Source organism: Arthrobacter sp. 01L42 (genome assembly GCF_056400005.1).
On record NZ_JBFTSL010000001.1, the window covers coordinates 418,047 to 435,960 of the forward strand.

The following is a 17,914-nucleotide window of genomic DNA, read 5'->3' on the forward strand; positions in this document are numbered from 1 at the left end:
TGAAATTGAAGGACATGCGGTGCAAGGGTGAAACGGGTGGAACGTATTTAGTTCGGAAAAGCGGTGGCTGCCTAAGGAAGCACGACCACCTGGGCGCCGAAGACCAGACCGGCTCCGAAGCCGATCTGCAGCGCCAGCCCGCCGCTGAGCTCGGGGTTTTCCTCAAGCAGGCGGTGGGTGGCCAGGGGGATGGACGCCGCCGACGTATTTCCGGCGTCGGCGATGTCGCGGGCGATCTTGACGGTCTCGGGCAGCTGCAGCTTCTTGGCCATCTCGTCGATGATGCGCATGTTGGCCTGGTGCGGGATGAACGCTGCGAGGTCCTCGGACCGGATGCCGGCTGCGTCCAGGGCCTGCTGGGCCACCTTGGCCATCTCCCACACGGCCCAGCGGAAGACAGTCTGGCCGTCCTGGCGCAGGGTCGGCCACAGGGAAGCGTCGGTCACGGCCGCTTCCTCATCGCTGACGGCGGCGCCGTGCTTGCCGGTCAGGGCGAGCTCGCGGATGTCCAGCATGGAGTGGGTCATGCCGATGGCATCCCACTTGCTGCCGTCCGAACCCCACACCGAGGGGCCGATGCCGGGCGTGTCAGAGGGGCCGATCACGACTGCGCCCGCGCCGTCGCCAAGCAGGAAGGAGATGGTCCGTTCCGTGTTGTCGATGACGTCGGAGAGCTTCTCGGCACCGACCACCAGGACGTAGGATGCCGCGCCGGAACGCACCAGGGCGTCGCCCTGGGCGATGCCGTAGCAGTAGCCGGCGCATGCCGCGGAGATGTCGAAGGCCGGGGCCGGCGTCGCGCCGAGGCGGTCGGCGAGGCTCGCTGCGGCGGACGGGGTCGCATACGGGTGGGTGACCGTGGAAACAATCACGGCGCCGAGCTGGGAGGCCTCGATGCCGGCCTTCTGCAGTGCTTCACGTGCGGCGCCCTCGGCCATGTCAATCACGCTGACATCGGCGGGCGCGCGGTGCCGGGTGATGATGCCCGTGCGCTGGCGGATCCACTCATCCGAGGAGTCGATCCACTGGCACACGTCCTCGTTGGTCACGATCACGCTGGGCCGGTAAGCCCCGATACCCATGATGCGGGTGTTGGCCTGCACCGGTGCCTGCTTCAGAGTGGGAACGCTCATGCCCCTCCCTCCAGTTCTGCAAATAGGGCCAGGGCCGCGGAAAGATCGTCCGGGGTCTTGACGGTGACTGTCTTGACGCCGGGCATGCCGCGCTTGGCCAGGCCCGCCAGTGTTCCGGCGGGAGCCAGTTCGATCACGCCGGTCACCCCGCGCTGCACCATCGTCTCCATGCACTGGTCCCAGCGGACCGGCCGGGAGACCTGGGCGATCAGGCTGTCGACGGCGGCGGCGCCGTCGGTGACTTCCGCGCCGTCGAAGTTGGACAGCAACGGCACCTGCGGGTCCTTCGGGTGCAGCGACGGACGCAGGGCCTGCAGGGCCGCGCCCGCGGGGGCCATGTGCGAGGTGTGGAACGCGCCCGCGACCTTCAGCGGAATAACCCGGGCCTTGGCCGGCGGGTTCTCCGCCAGGGCCTTCAGCTGCTCCAGGGTGCCTGCGGCGACGGTCTGGCCGGCCCCGTTGACGTTGGCGGCCGTGGCCCCGGCGGCAGCAATGGCTGCCAGGACCTCCGCGGGGTCGCCGCCCACGACGGCACTCATGCCGGTCGGGGTGGCGGCGGCAGCGGCTGCCATGCTGTTGGCGCGTTCGCGGACAAACGTCATGGCTTCGGATTCCGACAGGACACCGGCGAGGGAAGCCGCGGTGATTTCGCCGACGGAGTGGCCGGCAAGGATGACGGGAAGCGTGCCGAGTTCGACGTCGAACAGCGACTTCGCCGTCACCAGGCCCGCAGCAACGATCAGCGGCTGCGCGACTGCGGTGTCCTTGATGGTCTCCTCATCGGAGGTGGTGCCGTGGGCGGTGAGGTCGATGCCTGCTATTTCGCTGAGGGAGGCCAGGAGGCCTGCGACGGGTGGCAGTTCCAGCCAAGGGGCCAGAAAACCAGGGGTCTGGGAGCCCTGTCCAGGGCAAACGATTGCAAGCACGTAACCAGCTTTCCAAATTACCGCGTGAACATTCGTGTTTTCATGCACCAAGCTCACTGGGTCAGTTTGTAGGAAGTCTACAACGGTTCAGGAGCCGTTGCGGGGAGGTTGCCGCTCCGTGGGGGCCTTCGGCGGGGCAGAAAGCCGGCCCACGACGAGGGCGGTCTGGAGCACGAACGCCTCCCGCGGCAGCAGCGGATCCCAGCCGGTGACGTCGCAGACGCGCTTGAGCCGGTAGCGCACTGTGTTGGCATGGACGAAGAGTTCCCGGGCCGTGGCCTCGAGTGAATGGCCCAGTTCGAGGTACGTGCCGAGGGTCTCCACCAGCCCGTTGGAGGCGGCCAGAAGCGGGCGGTAGATGTTTTTGACCAGCGAGCGGCGGGCGGCGTCGTCGCCGGAGATCACCCGCTCCGGGAGCAGGTCATCGGCCGCCACCGGGCGCGGCGCGGAAGGCCACGCGCGGGCCGCGGTGAGGCCGGCAAAGGCGGACTGGGCGGAGCCGCTGGCCTCGAGGAGGGACCCGGCCTCCGGGCCGTAGACCACCGGGCCGGGGGCAAAGAGTTCGCTGAGTTTCAGGTATGCGGTCTCCCGGTCGTGGACCCCGCCCAGGATCAGGATGAGGCGGTCGCCCTGGATCCCCACAAGGGCGTCCTCGGCGAAGCGCCCCGCCGTGCGCCGCAGCTCGCTGACGTAGCTGGCGCTTGGCTCGGACGGGGAATTTCCGACCATGACCGTGAAGCGCTCCTGTGCTTTCCAGCCCAGGGCCGCGATCCTGGACCGCAGCGCGTCGGTATTTTCGCCACGGAGGATGGCATCGACAATCAGGGCTTCCAGCCGGGTATCCCAGGAGCCGCGGGATTCCGCGGCGCGGGCATAGACGTCGGCGGCCGCGAACGCGACCTCCCGCGAGTAGCGCAGCACGGCCTCCCGGAGGGCCCCCTGGTCCGCTTCCGGGGCGATCACCGGGACCTGGTCCTCGACGACTTCCACCACGATCCGGATCAGCTGGAGCGCCTTCTGCAGGCTGATGGAGCGGGTCAGTTCGGTGGGCGCGGTGCCGAAGACGTCGGAGAGGATCCACGACGGCGAACTTGGCCGTTCGTACCAGGTGACGAAAGCCGCGATGCCGTTCTGGGCCACCATGCCCAGGGCGGAACGTTCATCCGAGTTCAGCCGGCCGTACCACGGCAGGGACTTCTCCAACTGGCGCAGCGTCGTCGTCGACAGCTGGCCCACGCTGGCCCGGAGCTTCTTGAGGGTTTCGGCTTTCTCCGGAGTCATCGCCCTCGAGCTCGGCTTGCGTTTTTCGGGAGTGGTGATCGGCTCTGCCATGCATTGAGCATACGGGGCGGGCCGCCCAAGCTCCATTTGTGCGAAGGCTACAACTGTCCTTGTCCTGCATCACAGCGGCCCGCGGGAGTCCAGAGCGCCCCCGGAGGGAGGCCGGAGGGAGGCCGGAGGGAGGCGGGAGGGAGGCGGGGCGGTTAAACGCCCGACGGCGGCCCCCACCTTTCGGTGGGAGCCGCCGTCGAACGTTCGCTCTTGCGCTGAGGCGCGGTTAGGAGTCGCCGCCCGCGTTGCCGGTGGTGCCGGCGTTCACGTTGTGCAGGCGGTACTTCTCGATGGCCTGGGCAGGTGCCTGGGCATCCACTTCGCCCCGGCGGGCCAGCATCTGAAGGGAACGGACCACAATCGAGTGGATGTCGTTCTTGAAGAAGCGGCGTGCCGCGGCGCGGGTGTCCGAGAAGCCGAAGCCGTCCGCGCCGAGCGAGGCAAACTCGTTCGGCAGGAACTGGCGGATCTGGTCCGGCACGGCCTTCATGTAGTCAGTGACCGCCACGATCGGACCGGTGGCGCCGGCGAGCTGCTGGGTCACGAACGGGACGCGGGCGGGCTGGCCGGGGTTGAGGAAGGAGTCTTCCTCGGCGGCCATGGCGTCGCGGCGCAGTTCGGTCCAGGAGGTCACGGACCAGACATCCGCCGAGACGCCCCAGTCCTCGGCGAGGACCCGCTGGGCTTCGAGGGCCCAGGGAACCGACACACCCGAGGCAAGGATCTGCGTGCGCGGGCCGTCAATCTTGGCCGGCGCCAGCAGGTAGATGCCCTTGATGATGCCCTCGACATCGAGTTCCGCCGGTGCGGGCGGCTGCACGATCGGCTCGTTGTAGACAGTGATGTAGTACATCACGTTCCGCGACGGATCGTTGTCGGCAATTTCTTTCCCGGCTTCGCCGGGGCCGTACATCCGGTTGAGGCCGTCACGCATGATGACGCCCATCTCGTAGCCGTATGCCGGGTCGTAGGTGATGACGGCCGGGTTGGTTGCCGCCAGCATGGGGGAGTGCCCGTCGGCGTGCTGCAGGCCTTCGCCGGTCAGCGTGGTCCGGCCTGCCGTGGCGCCGATGATGAACCCGCGGGTCATCTGGTCGGCGGCCGCCCAGAAGGAATCGCCTGTGCGCTGGAAGCCGAACATCGAGTAGAAGACGTAGACCGGGATGAGCGGTTCGCCGTGGGTGGCGTAGGACGTTCCGGCGGCGGTGAAGGCTGCCACGGACCCGGCCTCGTTGATGCCGGCGTGCACGATCTGGCCGGAGATGGACTCCTTGTACGCCAGGACGAGCTCGCGGTCCACGGAGAGGTAGTTCTGGCCGTTCGGGTTGTAGATCTTCGCCGTCGGGAAGAACGCGTCCATGCCGAAGGTGCGTGCCTCATCGGGGATGATCGGCACAATCCGCTTGCCGAACTCCTTGTCCCGCATGAGGTCCTTGAGCAGGCGGACGAACGCCATGGTGGTGGCGGCGTGCTGCTTGCCGGAGCCGCGGTTGGCGACTTCGTAGACCTTCTCGTCCGGGAGGGTGACGTCGGCGTGCTTGGAGCGCCGCTCGGGGACGAAGCCGCCGAGTTGCTTGCGGCGGTCCATCAGGTACTGGATCTCCGGGGAGTCCATGCCGGGGTGGTAGTACGGCGGCCGGTAGAGGTCCGCTTCGAGCTGGTCGTCCGTGATCGGGATGCGCAGGTGGTCGCGGAAGGCCTTGAGGTCCGCGAGGGTGAGCTTCTTCATCTGGTGGGTCGCGTTGCGGCCCTCGAAGTGGGTACCCAGGCCGTAGCCCTTGACCGTGTGCGCCAGGATGACCGTGGGCTTGCCCTTGAACTCGGTGGCGGCCTTGTAGGCGGCGTAGACCTTGTTGTAGTCGTGGCCGCCGCGCTTGAGGTTCCAGATCTGGTCGTCGGTCAGGTCCTGGACCATTTCCTTGGTCTGCGGGGTCTTGCCGAAGAAGTGCTCGCGGACGAACGCGCCGGATTCGGCCTTGTACGTCTGGTAGTCGCCGTCGACGGTCTCGTTCATGATCTTCACGAGCGAGCCGTCCTCGTCCTTGGCCAGCAGGTCATCCCACTCCCGGCCCCAGACGACCTTGATGACGTTCCAGCCGGCACCGCGGAAGAACGCTTCGAGTTCCTGCATGATCTTGCCGTTGCCGCGGACGGGACCGTCGAGGCGCTGGAGGTTGCAGTTGATCACGAAGTTGAGGTTGTCGAGCTTGTCGTTGGCCGCCAGCTGCAGCAGGCCGCGGGACTCGGGCTCGTCCATTTCGCCGTCGCCCAGGAACGCCCAGACCTGCTGGTCCGAGGTGTCCTTGATGCCCCGGTTGTGCAGGTACCGGTTGGACTGGGCCTGGTAGATGGCGTTCATCGGGCCGATGCCCATCGAGACGGTGGGGAACTCCCAGAACTCCGGCATCAGGCGCGGGTGCGGATAGGAGGACAGGGCGTGCCCTTCCTTGGACTTCTCCTGGCGGAACCCGTCCAGGTCCTCCTCGGAGAGCCGGCCTTCCATGAAGGCGCGGGCGTACATGCCGGGAGAGGCGTGGCCCTGGAAGAAAACCTGGTCGCCGCCGCCGGGGTGGTCCTTGCCGCGGAAGAAGTGGTTGAAGCCGACCTCGTACAGGGTCGCGGCGCCGGCGTAAGTGGAGATGTGGCCGCCGACGCCGATGTCCGCCCGCTGTGCCCGGTGCACCATCACGGCGGCATTCCAGCGCAGCCAGGCACGGTATTTGCGTTCGATCTCTTCATCGCCAGGGAATGCCGCTTCCTGGTCAACCGGGATGGTGTTGACGTAGTCCGTGGTGGTGACCATCGGAACACCCACGCTCTGCGCGCCGGCCCGCTGGAGCAGGCTTCGCATAATGTACTGGGCACGTTCGGTGCCTTGTTCCTGAATCAGGGTATCCAGGGACTCCAGCCATTCGGCGGTCTCTTCCGGATCACGATCAGGCAGCTGGTTTGTCAACCCGCTGAGGATATGGGAGGTATCTTCTCCTGCAGCCACGTCCAACCTCTCTTTGAGCGCATCTATCGGCACCCTCAGCTCCGGGCAGGGTGACTGCCTGGCGTGAACGCGACGTGTGCGACATATCGGTTACATCAGCCCGGTCGTATGCGCCGGGCAAGGTCCAATCACGGTACGCCTGCCTGTATTAGCCGGGCGGTTGCCCGCGCAGGCGTAGTCGTCATCAGCCACTCTAGCCGTGCGGGCTGATGGATGCGTAGCCGCCCTATGGACCCGTCCCCGTATTTCACGGGCATACTGGTTGTGTGACGAAGCGCTGCCCCGCAGCCTCCGGATCGGCCTGTGTGACGCAGAATATGGCGGATCGCGGTACCAACAGCTTGAAGCGAGAGCCCAAAGGGTGTTGGCTTGGAGTAATGGAAATCACTAGTGCCATTGAAAACATGAAGCAATTCAAAAAGCATAGGAGCAACACGTGAGCGAGGCCGACGCCGCCACTTCGGTAAATGTGGCGGAGAAACTGGGTTTCAAAGACGGGGACCTGATTCAGGAATTCGGTTATGACGACGATGTCGACTTCGACTTGCGGGACGATATCGAAGATCTCACGGGCTCTGAGCTTCTCGATGAGGACGATCACGAGGTGGTCGATGCCGCCATTCTCTGGTGGCGGGCAGGTGACGGAGACCTTGTGGACACGCTGGTCGATTCGCTGACCACTCTCACCGAGGGCGGCGTTGTCTGGGTCCTGACTCCCAAGTCCGGCCGGGACGGCTACGTCTCGCCCGCGGACATCCAGGATGCCGCGCCCACCGCAGGGCTCCACTACACCACCTCCGCCGGCGTCTCGAAGGACTGGAGCGCCACCCGGTTGGTCACGCGGAAGAACAAGTGACCCAAGCGGTCCAGCACGAGGCCTCCGGGCCGGGCTCCGCCGTGAGCCCCGTTCCCGGTGCCGTTCCCGGCGTCGGCGATGCCGCGCCGGATTTCGAGCTCGCCAATCAATTCGGCGAACCGGTGCGCCTCTCAGACTTCCGCGGCCGCAACGTCGCCATAGTCTTCTACCCGTTTGCCTTCTCCGGGATCTGCACCGGGGAACTGTGCGAAATCCGGGACAACCTGGCACTGTTCGAGGATGCCGACGCCGCCGTGCTGGCAGTCTCGGTGGACAGCAAATTCGCCCAGCGTGCCTATGCCGAAAAGGAAGGCTACGGCTTCGATCTGCTGGCCGACTTCTGGCCGCACGGGGCCGTGGCCTCGGCTTACGGCGTGTTCGACCCTGACAGCGGCATGGCGCTGCGCGGCACCTTCATCATCGACGCGGCGGGAATCGTCCGCTACGTCGTGGTGAATCCGCGCGGCCAGGCCCGGGACTTCGCCGAATACCGGGCGGCCCTCGCGGGACTCGGCGGGAGCTGATCCGGTGAGGCAGCGGCGGCCAGGAATCGGCATGACCGGGTTTGCCAGCCTCCCGCCGGTCACGGCCGCCGGGAGCGCCGCGGAACTCCAGCGCACCGAGTTGGAGGCCCTGCAGGACATCCATGGCCTCCTGTCCGGGGAGCAGTTCGCCGTGCTGACGGGTGCCGGCCTGAGTACGGATTCAGGCATCCCGGACTACCGCGGGCCCGGCGCCGCACCGCGGACCCCCATGACCTACCAGGAATTCATCGGCGAGCCGGGAAACCGGCAGCGCTACTGGGCACGCAACCACATCGGCTGGTCACATCTGCGCAGGGCGGATCCGAACGATGGCCATGCCGCCGTAGCCCGGCTGGAGCAGCGGGGGCTTCTCACCGGCCTCATCACCCAAAACGTGGACCGGCTCCACGAGGACGCCGGCAGCGTCAACGTCGTGGACCTGCACGGCCGGTTCGACCAGGTGGTGTGCCTGGACTGCCACCGGCGGTTCAGCCGCCGGATGCTGGCCGGTGTCCTGGAAGAACTCAACCCCGGGTTCCTGGAACGGGCGCAGGCGGCCGGGGTGGTTGAAATGGCACCGGACGCCGATGCCGCCGTCGAGGACGCCGAACTAATTGGATCGTTCATCGTCGCCCGCTGTCCGGCCTGCGGCGGCACCCTGAAACCGGACTTCGTATACTTCGGGGAAAACGTGCCCAAGGACCGCGTGGAGCGCTCCTACGCCATGGTCGACGCCGCCCGGGCGCTCCTGGTGGCCGGCTCGTCGCTGACCGTGATGAGCGGCCTGCGTTTTGTCCGCCACGCGGCGAAGCAGGGCAAAGCCGTGGTCATCATCAACAGGGGACCGACCCGTGGGGACGGCCTCGCCACCATCAAGCTGGAGGCAGGCGTCAGCGGGGCCTTGACCTGGCTCGCCGCCGAGCTGCCGCCCCTGTAGCGACCGCCGGGCCGATTGGCGCTTGGCCGGTGACATCCGGTACAGTAGCTGTTCGTTGGTTGAAGCGCTGAGGCGCGGAAACCGCGGTTTGGGTCTTTAGCTCAGCTGGTAGAGCGCCACGTTTACACCGTGGATGTCATCGGTTCGATCCCGGTAGGACCCACCACAGAAAACCCCGTCTTTCCGGACCACACGGTCCGGAAAGACGGGGTTTTCTGCGTCCCGGCGGGGGATGCTGCACGCCCCGAAAATGTCAGGGCTCCGCCCTACTGTGACGGGCGTGGAACACGTGATGGTGAAAACAGGCCCGGACGGGCGGCCCCTGGCGGTAGTGCGCGGGGGCAGGGAATGGTTGATCGGCGCCGAGCCTGTGCGTTGGTTCGAGCGGGTCAGCTGGTGGGAGGCCGAGCGCCGGATGCCCAAGGGCCTGAGCCGCGTGGATGTCGAGGTCTGGCAGGTCCAGGCGAGGCTCGGCCGCAACCGCGGATCTGCCCTGACCACCATGGAACTGATCCGGGATGGCCTCGGTGGGGGCTGGCGGCTGCGGGGGGCCGTTGCGGACGCCGCGTAGGATGCCTGCGCGGGCAACAATCGCCCGGCCCGGCCCGCTCAAAAGGGGACCCCGGACCCTGGAATCACCCGGGCATTGGAAAAGCCTTCCACCGCGACTATTGGGGGATGCCGCGGTGGAAGGCTTGTAATGAATATACCGTGAACGCTTGGAAATGTGAAACACCGGCGGTGTTTCTGCGCGCCAGAATTACGCCAGTCGATGGCCTAATCGCGGCCCCCGGGAGTCCGCCGCCTAGGATGTTTTCATGACCGCCACGAGTGCCCGCCGAATCGCCAGAGTCCGCCCGCTTTCCCCGGCTGCCGGGGACGAAAACTTCTTCGTCGCCAACGACGCAGCGGACTTTGGCAGTGCGGCCGGCAACGTGTGGACGGTGACCACCTCCCCCTTCCCCGGTTCTGCCGCCAATGCCGGCAGCCTGCCCCGCAGCGGTTGGGAGGTCGGCGCGGCGGTGGAGGAATCGTCCTTCACGTTCCTCGCGCCCTGTGTCCCGGCCAACGTCCTGGGCATGGCGCACAATACGGGTGCCGCGGGCCGCGGACTTCCGCCGCAGGCCTTCCACAAGGCGGCCACCAGTGTGGTTGGCCCGGGGGACGCGGTTGAACTCCGGCCGGGTGTGGGCCGCGTCGAGCCGGAGGCCGAACTGACAATCGTCATCGGCAGCAGGGCCCGCGCACTGACGCCCGGCAACGCCATGGGCGCAGTCCTGGGCTACACGATCGGAAACGACGTCTCCGCCAGGAACCTGCAGGAATCCGACGAGCTGTGGATCAGCGCCAAGAGCCAGGACACGTTCACGCCCGTGGGGCCCTGGATCGTCACGGACCTGAACGGTGACGACCTGGCGATCGGCATCAAACACAACGGTCAGGAACTCCGGGCAGCCAGCTCCGCCGACCTTGGCTGGAAGGTCGAGGAAATCCTCACCTATCTCACATCCTTCATGACCCTTCACCCGGGTGACCTGGTGCTGACGGGATTCCCCGCCGAGTGTGCGCCGATCGTCCCCGGCGACACCGTCACGTGCCACATTGCCGGCATCGGCGAGCTGACGAACCACGTGGTGTCTGCCGCCTAAGGGGCCGGCGGTCCCCGACGAGGCCCGCCGACGAGGAGCGATGGATGCACGGGCCCTGCCGGTCCCGGTTCAGGGCGCCAGACATTATGATGGTTAGTGTTCAGCTGACTGGACGGCATTCGAACGAGTGGCGCGGCGACTTGCGCGCGATACCTGAAGGAGAATCATGGCCGATTCCCGAGTTTCCCGACCCTCCGACGGATTGGGGAGCGCGTCACCCGCGCCGGCTGTCACCCGTGCCGCCGCCGTGCTGGAAGCCCTGGCGGCATCCGCGACCGGACGCCTCACGCTCAGTGATCTGTCCCGGGAACTGGGAATCCCGAAGTCCTCCACCTCCAACCTCCTGCTCGCGCTCGAGGAGGCGAGGCTGATCAGCCGCCAGGGCGCGGAGTTCACCCTCGGCCGGAAGTTGGTTGAGCTCGGTGCTGCCTACCTCAGCCGCCTCGACGAGGTCCAGGAGTTCTACCGCTTCTGTGAACAGGCCCCGACGCTCTCGGGAGAGACGGTCCGGATCGCCATGCTGGACGGAACAAATGTCATCTACCTGGCCCGCTACGAAGGGCACCCGGCGGTGCGCCTGACGTCCAATATTGGCGACAAGATGCCCGTGTCCCTCTGTGCCGTGGGCAAGGCCCTGATCGCGCGGCTGCATGACCACGACGTCGACGAGATGTTTCCCGACGACGCCACTCTTCCGGTCCTGACGCCGAAGTCGCTGCGCACGGGTGCCGACCTGAAGGCGCAGCTCACGCTCATCCGGGAGCAGGGGTATGCGTTCGAGGACGAGGAATCCACCACGGGGGTCGTGTGCCTGGCCGTCGCCGTCCCGACCCGGGGCGCACACGGGCCCAGCCTCGGCCTGTCGGTCACCGCGCTGAAGGCCACTTACTCGCAGGAGCAGGGCGCCCTGATGGTGAAGGAACTCCAGGACCTCGCCCGGTCCCTCGGCAATCCCATGGGCTAGGGGCCCGCGCCGCTGGGCGTTTCGGGACGCCCCGGAATAAATCGGATTATTCATTGGCTAGTCGATCACTATGCTGTACTCTGTTCAGCATAGTGATCGACTCCTTGGGGTTGCTCACACCCACCAGACCAACGGGGGTCTGGAGTGTTCTTGAGGGAGTGCTTGTGACAACTAGTACTAATACACCGCTCGCTGAAGCGGACGGCGCCGTCGTCGATCCGGAACAGCTGCGACGGGCAACGCTTGCCAGCTCTGTGGGCTCCGCGCTGGAGTACTACGACTTCTACATCTACGGGCTGGCCTCCGCCCTGATCTTCGGCCCGCTGTTCTTCAAGCCGCTCGGCGAGGACGGGGCCCTGATTGCATCCTTCGCCACGTACGGTGTGGGCTTCGCGGCCCGGCCCTTCGGCGGGATGGTCTTCGGCTACATCGGCGACCGGTTCGGCCGCAAGATGGTCCTGATCCTCACCATCGGCCTGATGGGGACCGCCAGCTTCGCCATCGGCCTGCTGCCGACGTACGAACAGGCCGGCATGCTCGGCGCCGTTCTTCTGGTGACGCTGCGCATCCTGCAGGGACTGGGTGCCGGCGCTGAACAGGCGGGCGCCACCACGCTCATTTCCGAAGTCGCGCCGCGCCGCCGTCGTGGCTTCTTCGCGTCGCTCCCGTTCGTCGGCATCCAGCTGGGGACCCTGCTCGGCGCCGGAACGTTCGCGCTCATTGCCATGGCAGACAAGGCCGTCCTGGAGGGCTGGCTGTGGCGGGTGCCCTTCCTGGCCAGCGTGCTCCTGGTTGTGGTGGCCATCTTCATTCGGCTCCGGCTGAAGGAAACGCCCGTCTTCCAGGAACTGGAAAAGCACAAGAGCGTGGTCAAGAACCCCATCGGCCAGCTGTGGAAGCACTCGAAGAAGAACGTGCTGATCGGCATCGGCCTGCGGATGGGCGAAAACGGCAATTCCTCGATCTACTCCGCGCTGCTCATCGCGTTCCTGGCGGCCAAGGACGGCGTTTTTCCCGGCGACAAGTTCATCGGTCCGGTCGGCCTGCTCATCGCCGCGGGCTTCGCGGCCGTCATGGTGATCACCTTCGGTGCGCTGTCCGACAGGTTCGGCCGGGTGCCCGTCTACCGCTACGGCGCGCTGTTCCAGGCGCTCATCGCGCTGCCGGCGTTCTACCTGGTGACGCTGGGCAATGTCACGCTGGTCTGGATTGTCATGGTGGTGGGCATCGCCCTCGGCGTTCAGTCCATGCTCGGCCCGCAGTGCCCGCTGCTGCCTGAACTCTTCGGCTCGCAGTACCGCTTCACCGGCGTGGCCATGAGCCGGGAGCTCTCCGCCGTCCTGGCCGGCGGCCTGGTCCCGCTGGTCGGCGCCGCGCTGCTGGCCGCCACGGACCATTCCTGGCTGGTGCTCGCCATCTACTCGCTGGTCCTGGCGCTGATCTCGTTTGTCACCACCTTCTTCACGCCCGAGACGGTGGGACGCGACCTTCTCCTGACGGAGGATGCGCGCTAGGCGGTATCCGGGCTGCAGACCCTCCGTCCGCGCCGCACAGGCCGTGGCCCCTTCCACCCAGGAAGGGGCCACGGCCGTTTCTGCGCCACGGAATACCCGCGTCGACGGGCAAAATACCCGGCGCGCCCGAATGCCGGCCTCGCAGGCACGGTCCCGCGTTGCTGGGCGGAACCTTCCTCGCCCAACGCTAAGGGCGGCCCAACCGTTTCCGGTGGGCCGCCCTGTGTGCGCTGCGGCGCTGGTGCAGTGCGAAAGGGTGGACTCAGTAGAAGTGCACCGTGTCCACCAGGTGGGGGAGTTCGCCACCGTCGAGGTAGGTCCGCAGGTTGCTGCAGAAGCGTTCGGTGATCAGCCGGTTTTCGGCGGCGCTGAGCGCCGAGGTGTGCGGGGACACCATCACCCTGGGGTGGTTCCACAGCGGGCTGTCCTGCGGCAGTGGCTCCACGGCGAAGACATCGAGGCAGGCATAGGAGACCTGGCCGTTGCCCAGAGCCTCCAGAAGCGCCTCTTCATCCACCACGGTGCCGCGGCCCACGTTGACGAAGACTGTTCCGGGCTTCATGGCGGCGAAGACGTCGCGGCTGAAAAGCTTCTCGGTGTACGGCGTGCCGGGCAGGGTATTGACGACGGCGTCTGCGGTGCCCAGCAGGCCGGCGAGTCCGTCGTTGTCCGTGACCGTCTCGATCCCGTCGATGGCCTCCACGGTCCGCTTGGTCCCGCTGACGCTCATGCCCAGGGCGCGGGCGATCCGTGCGGTCTCGAGCCCGATCTCGCCGAGCCCGGTGACCACCAGGCGGGAGCCGTTGACCAGGCGGGTGGGGGTGCGGAGCTCGGGCCAGAGCTTGGCCGCCTGGTCCTGGGCCAGCTCGGCGCTGCGCTTGAAGCCGTTGAGGATGCCCAGGGCGGCGAACTCGGCGAGCGGCAGGGCGTGCACCCCGGCCGAGGTGGTGACCCTGAACTTCTGCAGCGTCGCGGGGTCCAGCCCCGATGCCTTCACGGCACCGCCGGCGCCGGCCGCCATGGCATGGATCCACTCAAGCCGGGGATTGCTGCCGGCGATCCGGGCGAGGCCTGCCGGGCTTTCGTTGGGAAGCCCGTACAGGACCTGGGCCTTGTTGAGCATGTCCCAGTAGCGCTCTTCCTGCTCCGGCGTCCGGCGGAAGTCCGGGTCACCCGCATGGTCGGCGGGAAAGCGTTCCGGCGGCAAGAGCTCGGGGTCGTAAAGGACGGTCACGGACGGATCTACGGCGCGGATGCGGTCCACCAGCTCTGCTTCGAGCGGGACGGCGATCGCGACGGTGGTTTTGGTCGTCATAGTGTTCATCATACTGAATGGAGGCTAGGATGCTGAACGGAATTCCAAGATTAACCACGACGAAGTGAGGCAACGCATGGAGATGGACCGCAGGGAGGCCGGGTTTGTCGGCCTCGGCCTGATGGGCGCGCCGATGGCCGCCAACCTCCTCGCGGCGGGATGGACCGTCACCGCCTGGAACCGTTCGCCGGCGGCGCTGGACGCCTTCGAGACCCTGGGCGGCTCGCGTGTGGCCAGGGTCGAGGCGCTTCGAGACCAGCCAGTCATTGTCTTCATGCTGCCGGATCTGTCCGACATTGAGGAGGCGAGTGCCGCGCTCCTGGCCGGCTGGACCGCCAGCCCGCCCGCGCCCGGAACCGCCGTCGTGGTGATGAGCAGCGTGTCGCCGTCCGGCGTGCGGGACTTCGGGGCACGGGTCGCGGAGGCGAGCGGGGGCACCGCCGTCGTCGTCGATGCGCCGGTCAGCGGCGGCACCAAGGGCGCGGCGGACGGCACCCTCGCCATCATGGCGGGCGCCAGCGACAGCGACTTCCGCCGGCTCCTGCCGCTCTTTGGCGCGATGGGCAGCACCGTGCGGCGGCTGGGACCGCTGGGATCGGGGTCGCTCGCCAAGGCGTGCAACCAGCTGATCGTGGGAACCACGACGGCGGCGCTCGCCGAGGCCGCGGAACTCGCCGAACGCTCCGGCATGGAGGTGCCCGCCCTTTACGAGGTGCTCGCTGGCGGACTGGCGGGCAGCCGGGTCCTGGACATCGTGGGGCCACGGCTCGCCGCCAGGGACTACGAGCCCACCGGGCCCGCCAAGTTCATGCACAAGGACCTCTCCTTCGTGCTCGAGAGCGCCGCGGCCGCGGGTGCCGCAGTGCCGATGGCGGCCGCCGGCGCCGAGCTCTACGCTGCCCTGCTGCGCCAGGGGCTGGGGGACCGGGACCTCGCCGTCGTGCGGCAAACCATCGCCAATCTCAGCGGCAACGCACGTGACAACGCCAGCGATAAGCCAACAGCCAACACAGCAGCAAAGACCAATGAGGATCAGTGAACCATGAGTGGACTTTTTGACCTGACCGGGCGTATGGCCCTGGTGACCGGGTCGAGCCGGGGGATCGGCAACGCCCTGGCCCGGGCCTTGGCCGACGCCGGCGCCACCGTGGTGCTCAACGGCATCAACCCCGAGCGGCTCAAGGCCGCCGAGGCCGCGATGGCCGCGGACTACGCGCCGGGCCGGGTGCACAGCTGCGCCTTCGACGTCACCAGCGACACCGGGGCCGCCCGGGGCATCGCCTGGGTGGAGGAGAACGTCGGCCCGCTGGACATCCTGGTCAACAACGCCGGCATCCAGCACCGGGTCCCGATGCTCGAGCTCGACGTGGCCGACTGGGAACGGGTGATCTCCACGGACCTGACCAGCGCGTTCCTGGTGGGGCGGGAAGCGGCCCGGCACATGATCCCTCGGGGCCGGGGCAAGATCATCAACATCTGCTCGGTCCAGACCGACCTCGCCCGGCCCACCATCGCGCCCTACATCGCGGCGAAGGGCGGCCTGCGGAACCTGACCCGGGCCATGACCGCGGAATGGGCCGCCTCGGGCCTGCAGATCAACGGGATCGCGCCGGGCTACATCCACACCGAGATGACCCAAAACCTCGTCGACGATGAGCAGTTCAACGCCTGGATCCTGGGCCGGACCCCCGCGCACCGCTGGGGGACCGTGCAGGACCTGGCCGGACCCGCAGTGTGGCTGGCCTCCGACGGGTCCGACTTCGTCAACGGCCAGACCATCTTCATCGACGGCGGAATGACGGTGGTGGTCTGATGGGCGGCGTGGCAGCACTTCCGGCCACGGCCGCGGCGGTGGTGGCCCACGCCGCGGGCGACCTGCGGATCGAGGACATCCCCGTGTCCGCGCCGGCCCCCGGTGAAGCCGTCATCGACGTGGCCTTCGGCGGCATCTGCGGCTCCGACCTGCACTACTGGCTGCACGGCGCCGCGGGCGAATCCGTCCTCAAGGCTCCCATGGTCCTGGGCCACGAGATCGTAGGGACCGTGATCCGCGCCGCCGCTGACGGCTCCGGGCCGGGGCCCGGCACGGCCGTCGCGGTGCATCCCGCAACGCCGGGCCCGGGCGGCGCCCGGTACCCGGCGGAGCGTCCGAATCTGTCGCCGGGCTGCACGTATCTGGGCAGCGCCGCACGGTTTCCGCACGCGGACGGAGCGTTCAGCCGGTATGTGAACCTGCCGGCCCGGATGCTCCGGCCGCTGCCGGCGGGGCTGGACCTGCGGACCGCGGCACTGGCGGAACCGGCCAGCGTCGCCTGGCACGCCGTGTCGCGCGCCGGCGACGTGGCGGGAAAGACGGCGCTGGTGATCGGCAGCGGTCCCATCGGGGCCCTGGCCGTGGCCGTGCTCAAACGTGCCGGCGCCGGCCGGATCGTGGCCGTGGACATGCACAAGCTGCCGCTGGAGATAGCCCGTGCCGTGGGGGCCGACGCGGTCCTCAAGGGGGACGACGCCGGGGCGATCGCCGCGGTTGAGGCGGACGTCGTCATCGAGTCCTCGGGCAGCCACCAGGGCCTGGCCTCGGCGATCACCGGCGCGGTCCGTGGCGGCAGGGTGGTGATGGTGGGGCTGCTGCCTTCGGGCCCGCAGCCGGTCCTGATCTCCCTGGCCATTACGCGCGAGCTGGAGCTGGTGGGCTCCTTCCGCTTCAATGACGAAATCGATGAGGTCATAGCGGCGCTCGCCGACGGCTCTCTGCGGGTGGACCCCGTGGTGACCCACACCTTTGGCCTGGACCGCGGACTGGAAGCGTTCGAGGTCGCCAGGAACGCGGCTGTTTCGGGGAAGGTGCTGCTGGACTTCAGGCGGGCCCCTGCGTGAGGAGCTCCGCCGTCGGGCCCGGGACGCCCAGTGGCGGGTTAGTGGCGCTCGACCGGGACAAACACCCGCGGCTGGTTCTTCCAGCTCGGCTCCATCTCCGAGATGGTCTCGCGCATGATCCGGTTCGAGGCCTCGCGGGCGGCGGCGGCATCCCCGGCGGCGATGGCCTCGGCGACCTCCACGTGCCAGCGCAGCGCCGTCTCGCGCGGGTGGTCCGGCATCAGGCCGTGGATGGTGCGGCCGGTCAGCGTCTCGGTCACCTGGCCCACCATGTTGGCGAACATCTCGTTGCCCGAGCCGGTCAGCAGCAGGGAATGAAACAGGATGTCCAGCTCGAGGAACCGGGGCACGTCCCCGGCCTGCCCGGCGTCGCGCATGGCGTGCGAGATCTCCACGAGTTCGCGGCGGAGCTCCTCGGGGGCGTTGGCCGCGGCCAGCTCGGCGGCCACGGGCTCGACGGCGGTGCGGAGTTCGGCCAGGGAGCGCAGCTGGGCGCCGCGGCCTTCGCCGGCCAGCCGCCAGCGGATCACGAGCGGGTCGAAGGGGTTCCACCGGTTCGAGGGCAGCACCCGGATGCCGACGCGTTTGATGGTCTCCACCAGGCCCAGGGACTGGAGGACCCGGACCGCCTCCCGGACCACCGAGCGGGAGACCTTGAGTTCGTCCTCGAGGTGCTCGGCAAGCATGACGTGCCCGGCCGGAAGCTCGCCGGCCACGATCCGGGTCCCGAGGTGCTCAATGGCACGGTGGTGGAGGCTGGTTGACATAGTCGTAAGCATAATGCGGTGGGCCCGGTCCGGGCCGACCGGAGTGGCGGACGCCGGTGATCATAGACTGTTTATGACGCGCAGCATTCCGCTCCGTGGGCGCGGCTTTCCCGCGGCCCGCGGAA

Annotated in this window: 16 protein-coding genes and 1 tRNA gene; 11 read left to right on the forward strand and 6 right to left on the reverse strand. The window is 67.8% G+C overall.

The annotated features are described in order from the left end of the window. Positions 1-71 precede the first annotated feature (71 nt). From AC1DN2_RS01790 to aceE, 4 genes are all read right to left on the reverse strand, one after another. Complete coding sequence (locus AC1DN2_RS01790; protein WP_026537071.1) at positions 72-1,133, reverse strand: beta-ketoacyl-ACP synthase III; 1,062 nt, start codon at positions 1,131-1,133, stop codon at positions 72-74. Next, positions 1,130-2,059, reverse strand: a complete 930-nt coding sequence (locus AC1DN2_RS01795; RefSeq protein WP_028275209.1) for an ACP S-malonyltransferase — start codon at positions 2,057-2,059, stop codon at positions 1,130-1,132. Before AC1DN2_RS01795 ends, AC1DN2_RS01790 begins: the two co-directional genes overlap by 4 nt. Positions 2,060-2,146: 87 nt before the next feature. Then, positions 2,147-3,391: a PucR family transcriptional regulator gene (locus AC1DN2_RS01800; protein WP_018773431.1), complete on the reverse strand. Its 1,245-nt coding sequence runs from the start codon at positions 3,389-3,391 to the stop codon at positions 2,147-2,149. 226 nt (positions 3,392-3,617) lie between these two features. Continuing rightward, positions 3,618-6,386, reverse strand: a complete 2,769-nt coding sequence (aceE, locus tag AC1DN2_RS01805; protein WP_476848975.1) for a pyruvate dehydrogenase (acetyl-transferring), homodimeric type — start codon at positions 6,384-6,386, stop codon at positions 3,618-3,620. A gap of 436 nt (positions 6,387-6,822) precedes the next feature. On the opposite strand from aceE, the gene AC1DN2_RS01810 reads away from it, so the two are divergent. From AC1DN2_RS01810 to AC1DN2_RS01845, 8 genes are all read left to right on the forward strand, one after another. Further along, a complete protein-coding gene (locus AC1DN2_RS01810; protein WP_018773429.1) occupies positions 6,823-7,242 on the forward strand; it encodes a DUF3052 domain-containing protein in 420 nt (139 codons plus the stop codon). Between the two features lie 41 nt (positions 7,243-7,283). After that, positions 7,284-7,766: a peroxiredoxin gene (locus AC1DN2_RS01815; protein ID WP_476849018.1), complete on the forward strand. Its 483-nt coding sequence runs from the start codon at positions 7,284-7,286 to the stop codon at positions 7,764-7,766. A 4-nt stretch (positions 7,767-7,770) separates the two neighbouring features. After that, positions 7,771-8,703 (forward strand): NAD-dependent protein deacetylase, encoded by a 933-nt coding sequence (locus AC1DN2_RS01820; RefSeq protein ID WP_476848976.1) that lies wholly within the window; start codon positions 7,771-7,773, stop codon positions 8,701-8,703. Positions 8,704-8,793: 90 nt separating this feature from the next. Further along, positions 8,794-8,869, forward strand: a tRNA-Val gene (locus AC1DN2_RS01825). 126 nt (positions 8,870-8,995) lie between these two features. Next, positions 8,996-9,274 carry a hypothetical protein gene (locus AC1DN2_RS01830; RefSeq protein ID WP_018773424.1) on the forward strand — a complete coding sequence of 93 codons (279 nt, stop codon included), beginning with the start codon at positions 8,996-8,998 and terminating at the stop codon, positions 9,272-9,274. A 247-nt stretch (positions 9,275-9,521) separates the two neighbouring features. After that, a complete protein-coding gene (locus AC1DN2_RS01835; protein WP_476848977.1) occupies positions 9,522-10,352 on the forward strand; it encodes a fumarylacetoacetate hydrolase family protein in 831 nt (276 codons plus the stop codon). 166 nt (positions 10,353-10,518) lie between these two features. Beyond that, positions 10,519-11,316 (forward strand): IclR family transcriptional regulator, encoded by a 798-nt coding sequence (locus tag AC1DN2_RS01840; RefSeq protein ID WP_476848978.1) that lies wholly within the window; start codon positions 10,519-10,521, stop codon positions 11,314-11,316. Between the two features lie 164 nt (positions 11,317-11,480). Next, complete coding sequence (locus AC1DN2_RS01845) at positions 11,481-12,830, forward strand: MFS transporter (protein WP_476848979.1); 1,350 nt, start codon at positions 11,481-11,483, stop codon at positions 12,828-12,830. A 262-nt stretch (positions 12,831-13,092) separates the two neighbouring features. On the opposite strand, the gene AC1DN2_RS01850 is transcribed toward AC1DN2_RS01845, so the two are convergent. Then, positions 13,093-14,157 carry a D-2-hydroxyacid dehydrogenase gene (locus AC1DN2_RS01850; RefSeq protein ID WP_476848980.1) on the reverse strand — a complete coding sequence of 355 codons (1,065 nt, stop codon included), beginning with the start codon at positions 14,155-14,157 and terminating at the stop codon, positions 13,093-13,095. 64 nt (positions 14,158-14,221) lie between these two features. On the opposite strand from AC1DN2_RS01850, the gene AC1DN2_RS01855 reads away from it, so the two are divergent. The 3 genes from AC1DN2_RS01855 to AC1DN2_RS01865 are packed head-to-tail and all read left to right on the forward strand — an operon-like array spanning position 14,222 to position 17,022. Then, positions 14,222-15,184, forward strand: a complete 963-nt coding sequence (locus tag AC1DN2_RS01855) for an NAD(P)-dependent oxidoreductase (protein ID WP_476849019.1) — start codon at positions 14,222-14,224, stop codon at positions 15,182-15,184. A 3-nt stretch (positions 15,185-15,187) separates the two neighbouring features. Next, positions 15,188-15,958, forward strand: a complete 771-nt coding sequence (locus AC1DN2_RS01860; RefSeq protein ID WP_476848981.1) for an SDR family oxidoreductase — start codon at positions 15,188-15,190, stop codon at positions 15,956-15,958. After that, on the forward strand, positions 15,958-17,022 hold the full coding sequence (locus AC1DN2_RS01865; protein WP_476848982.1) for an L-idonate 5-dehydrogenase: 1,065 nt from the start codon (positions 15,958-15,960) through the stop codon (positions 17,020-17,022). Before AC1DN2_RS01860 ends, AC1DN2_RS01865 begins: the two co-directional genes overlap by 1 nt. 38 nt (positions 17,023-17,060) lie before the next feature. On the opposite strand, the gene AC1DN2_RS01870 is transcribed toward AC1DN2_RS01865, so the two are convergent. Next, positions 17,061-17,789, reverse strand: coding sequence for a FadR/GntR family transcriptional regulator (locus tag AC1DN2_RS01870; protein WP_028277812.1), 729 nt, complete (start codon positions 17,787-17,789; stop codon positions 17,061-17,063). Positions 17,790-17,914 lie beyond the last annotated feature (125 nt).

Bases quoted from the DNA above. Each gene is read 5' to 3' on its own strand.
- AC1DN2_RS01790 (WP_026537071.1), bottom strand. From the start codon at position 1,133: ATGAGCGTTCCCACTCTGAAGCAGGCACCGGTGCAGGCCAACACCCGC.
- AC1DN2_RS01800 (WP_018773431.1), bottom strand. From the start codon at position 3,391: ATGGCAGAGCCGATCACCACTCCCGAAAAACGCAAGCCGAGCTCGAGG.
- AC1DN2_RS01830 (WP_018773424.1), top strand. From the start codon at position 8,996: ATGGTGAAAACAGGCCCGGACGGGCGGCCCCTGGCGGTAGTGCGCGGG.
- AC1DN2_RS01835 (WP_476848977.1), top strand. From the start codon at position 9,522: ATGACCGCCACGAGTGCCCGCCGAATCGCCAGAGTCCGCCCGCTTTCC.
- AC1DN2_RS01840 (WP_476848978.1), top strand. From the start codon at position 10,519: ATGGCCGATTCCCGAGTTTCCCGACCCTCCGACGGATTGGGGAGCGCG.
- AC1DN2_RS01850 (WP_476848980.1), bottom strand. From the start codon at position 14,157: ATGATGAACACTATGACGACCAAAACCACCGTCGCGATCGCCGTCCCG.
- AC1DN2_RS01855 (WP_476849019.1), top strand. From the start codon at position 14,222: ATGGAGATGGACCGCAGGGAGGCCGGGTTTGTCGGCCTCGGCCTGATG.
- AC1DN2_RS01860 (WP_476848981.1), top strand. From the start codon at position 15,188: ATGAGTGGACTTTTTGACCTGACCGGGCGTATGGCCCTGGTGACCGGG.
- AC1DN2_RS01865 (WP_476848982.1), top strand. From the start codon at position 15,958: ATGGGCGGCGTGGCAGCACTTCCGGCCACGGCCGCGGCGGTGGTGGCC.
- AC1DN2_RS01870 (WP_028277812.1), bottom strand. From the start codon at position 17,789: ATGTCAACCAGCCTCCACCACCGTGCCATTGAGCACCTCGGGACCCGG.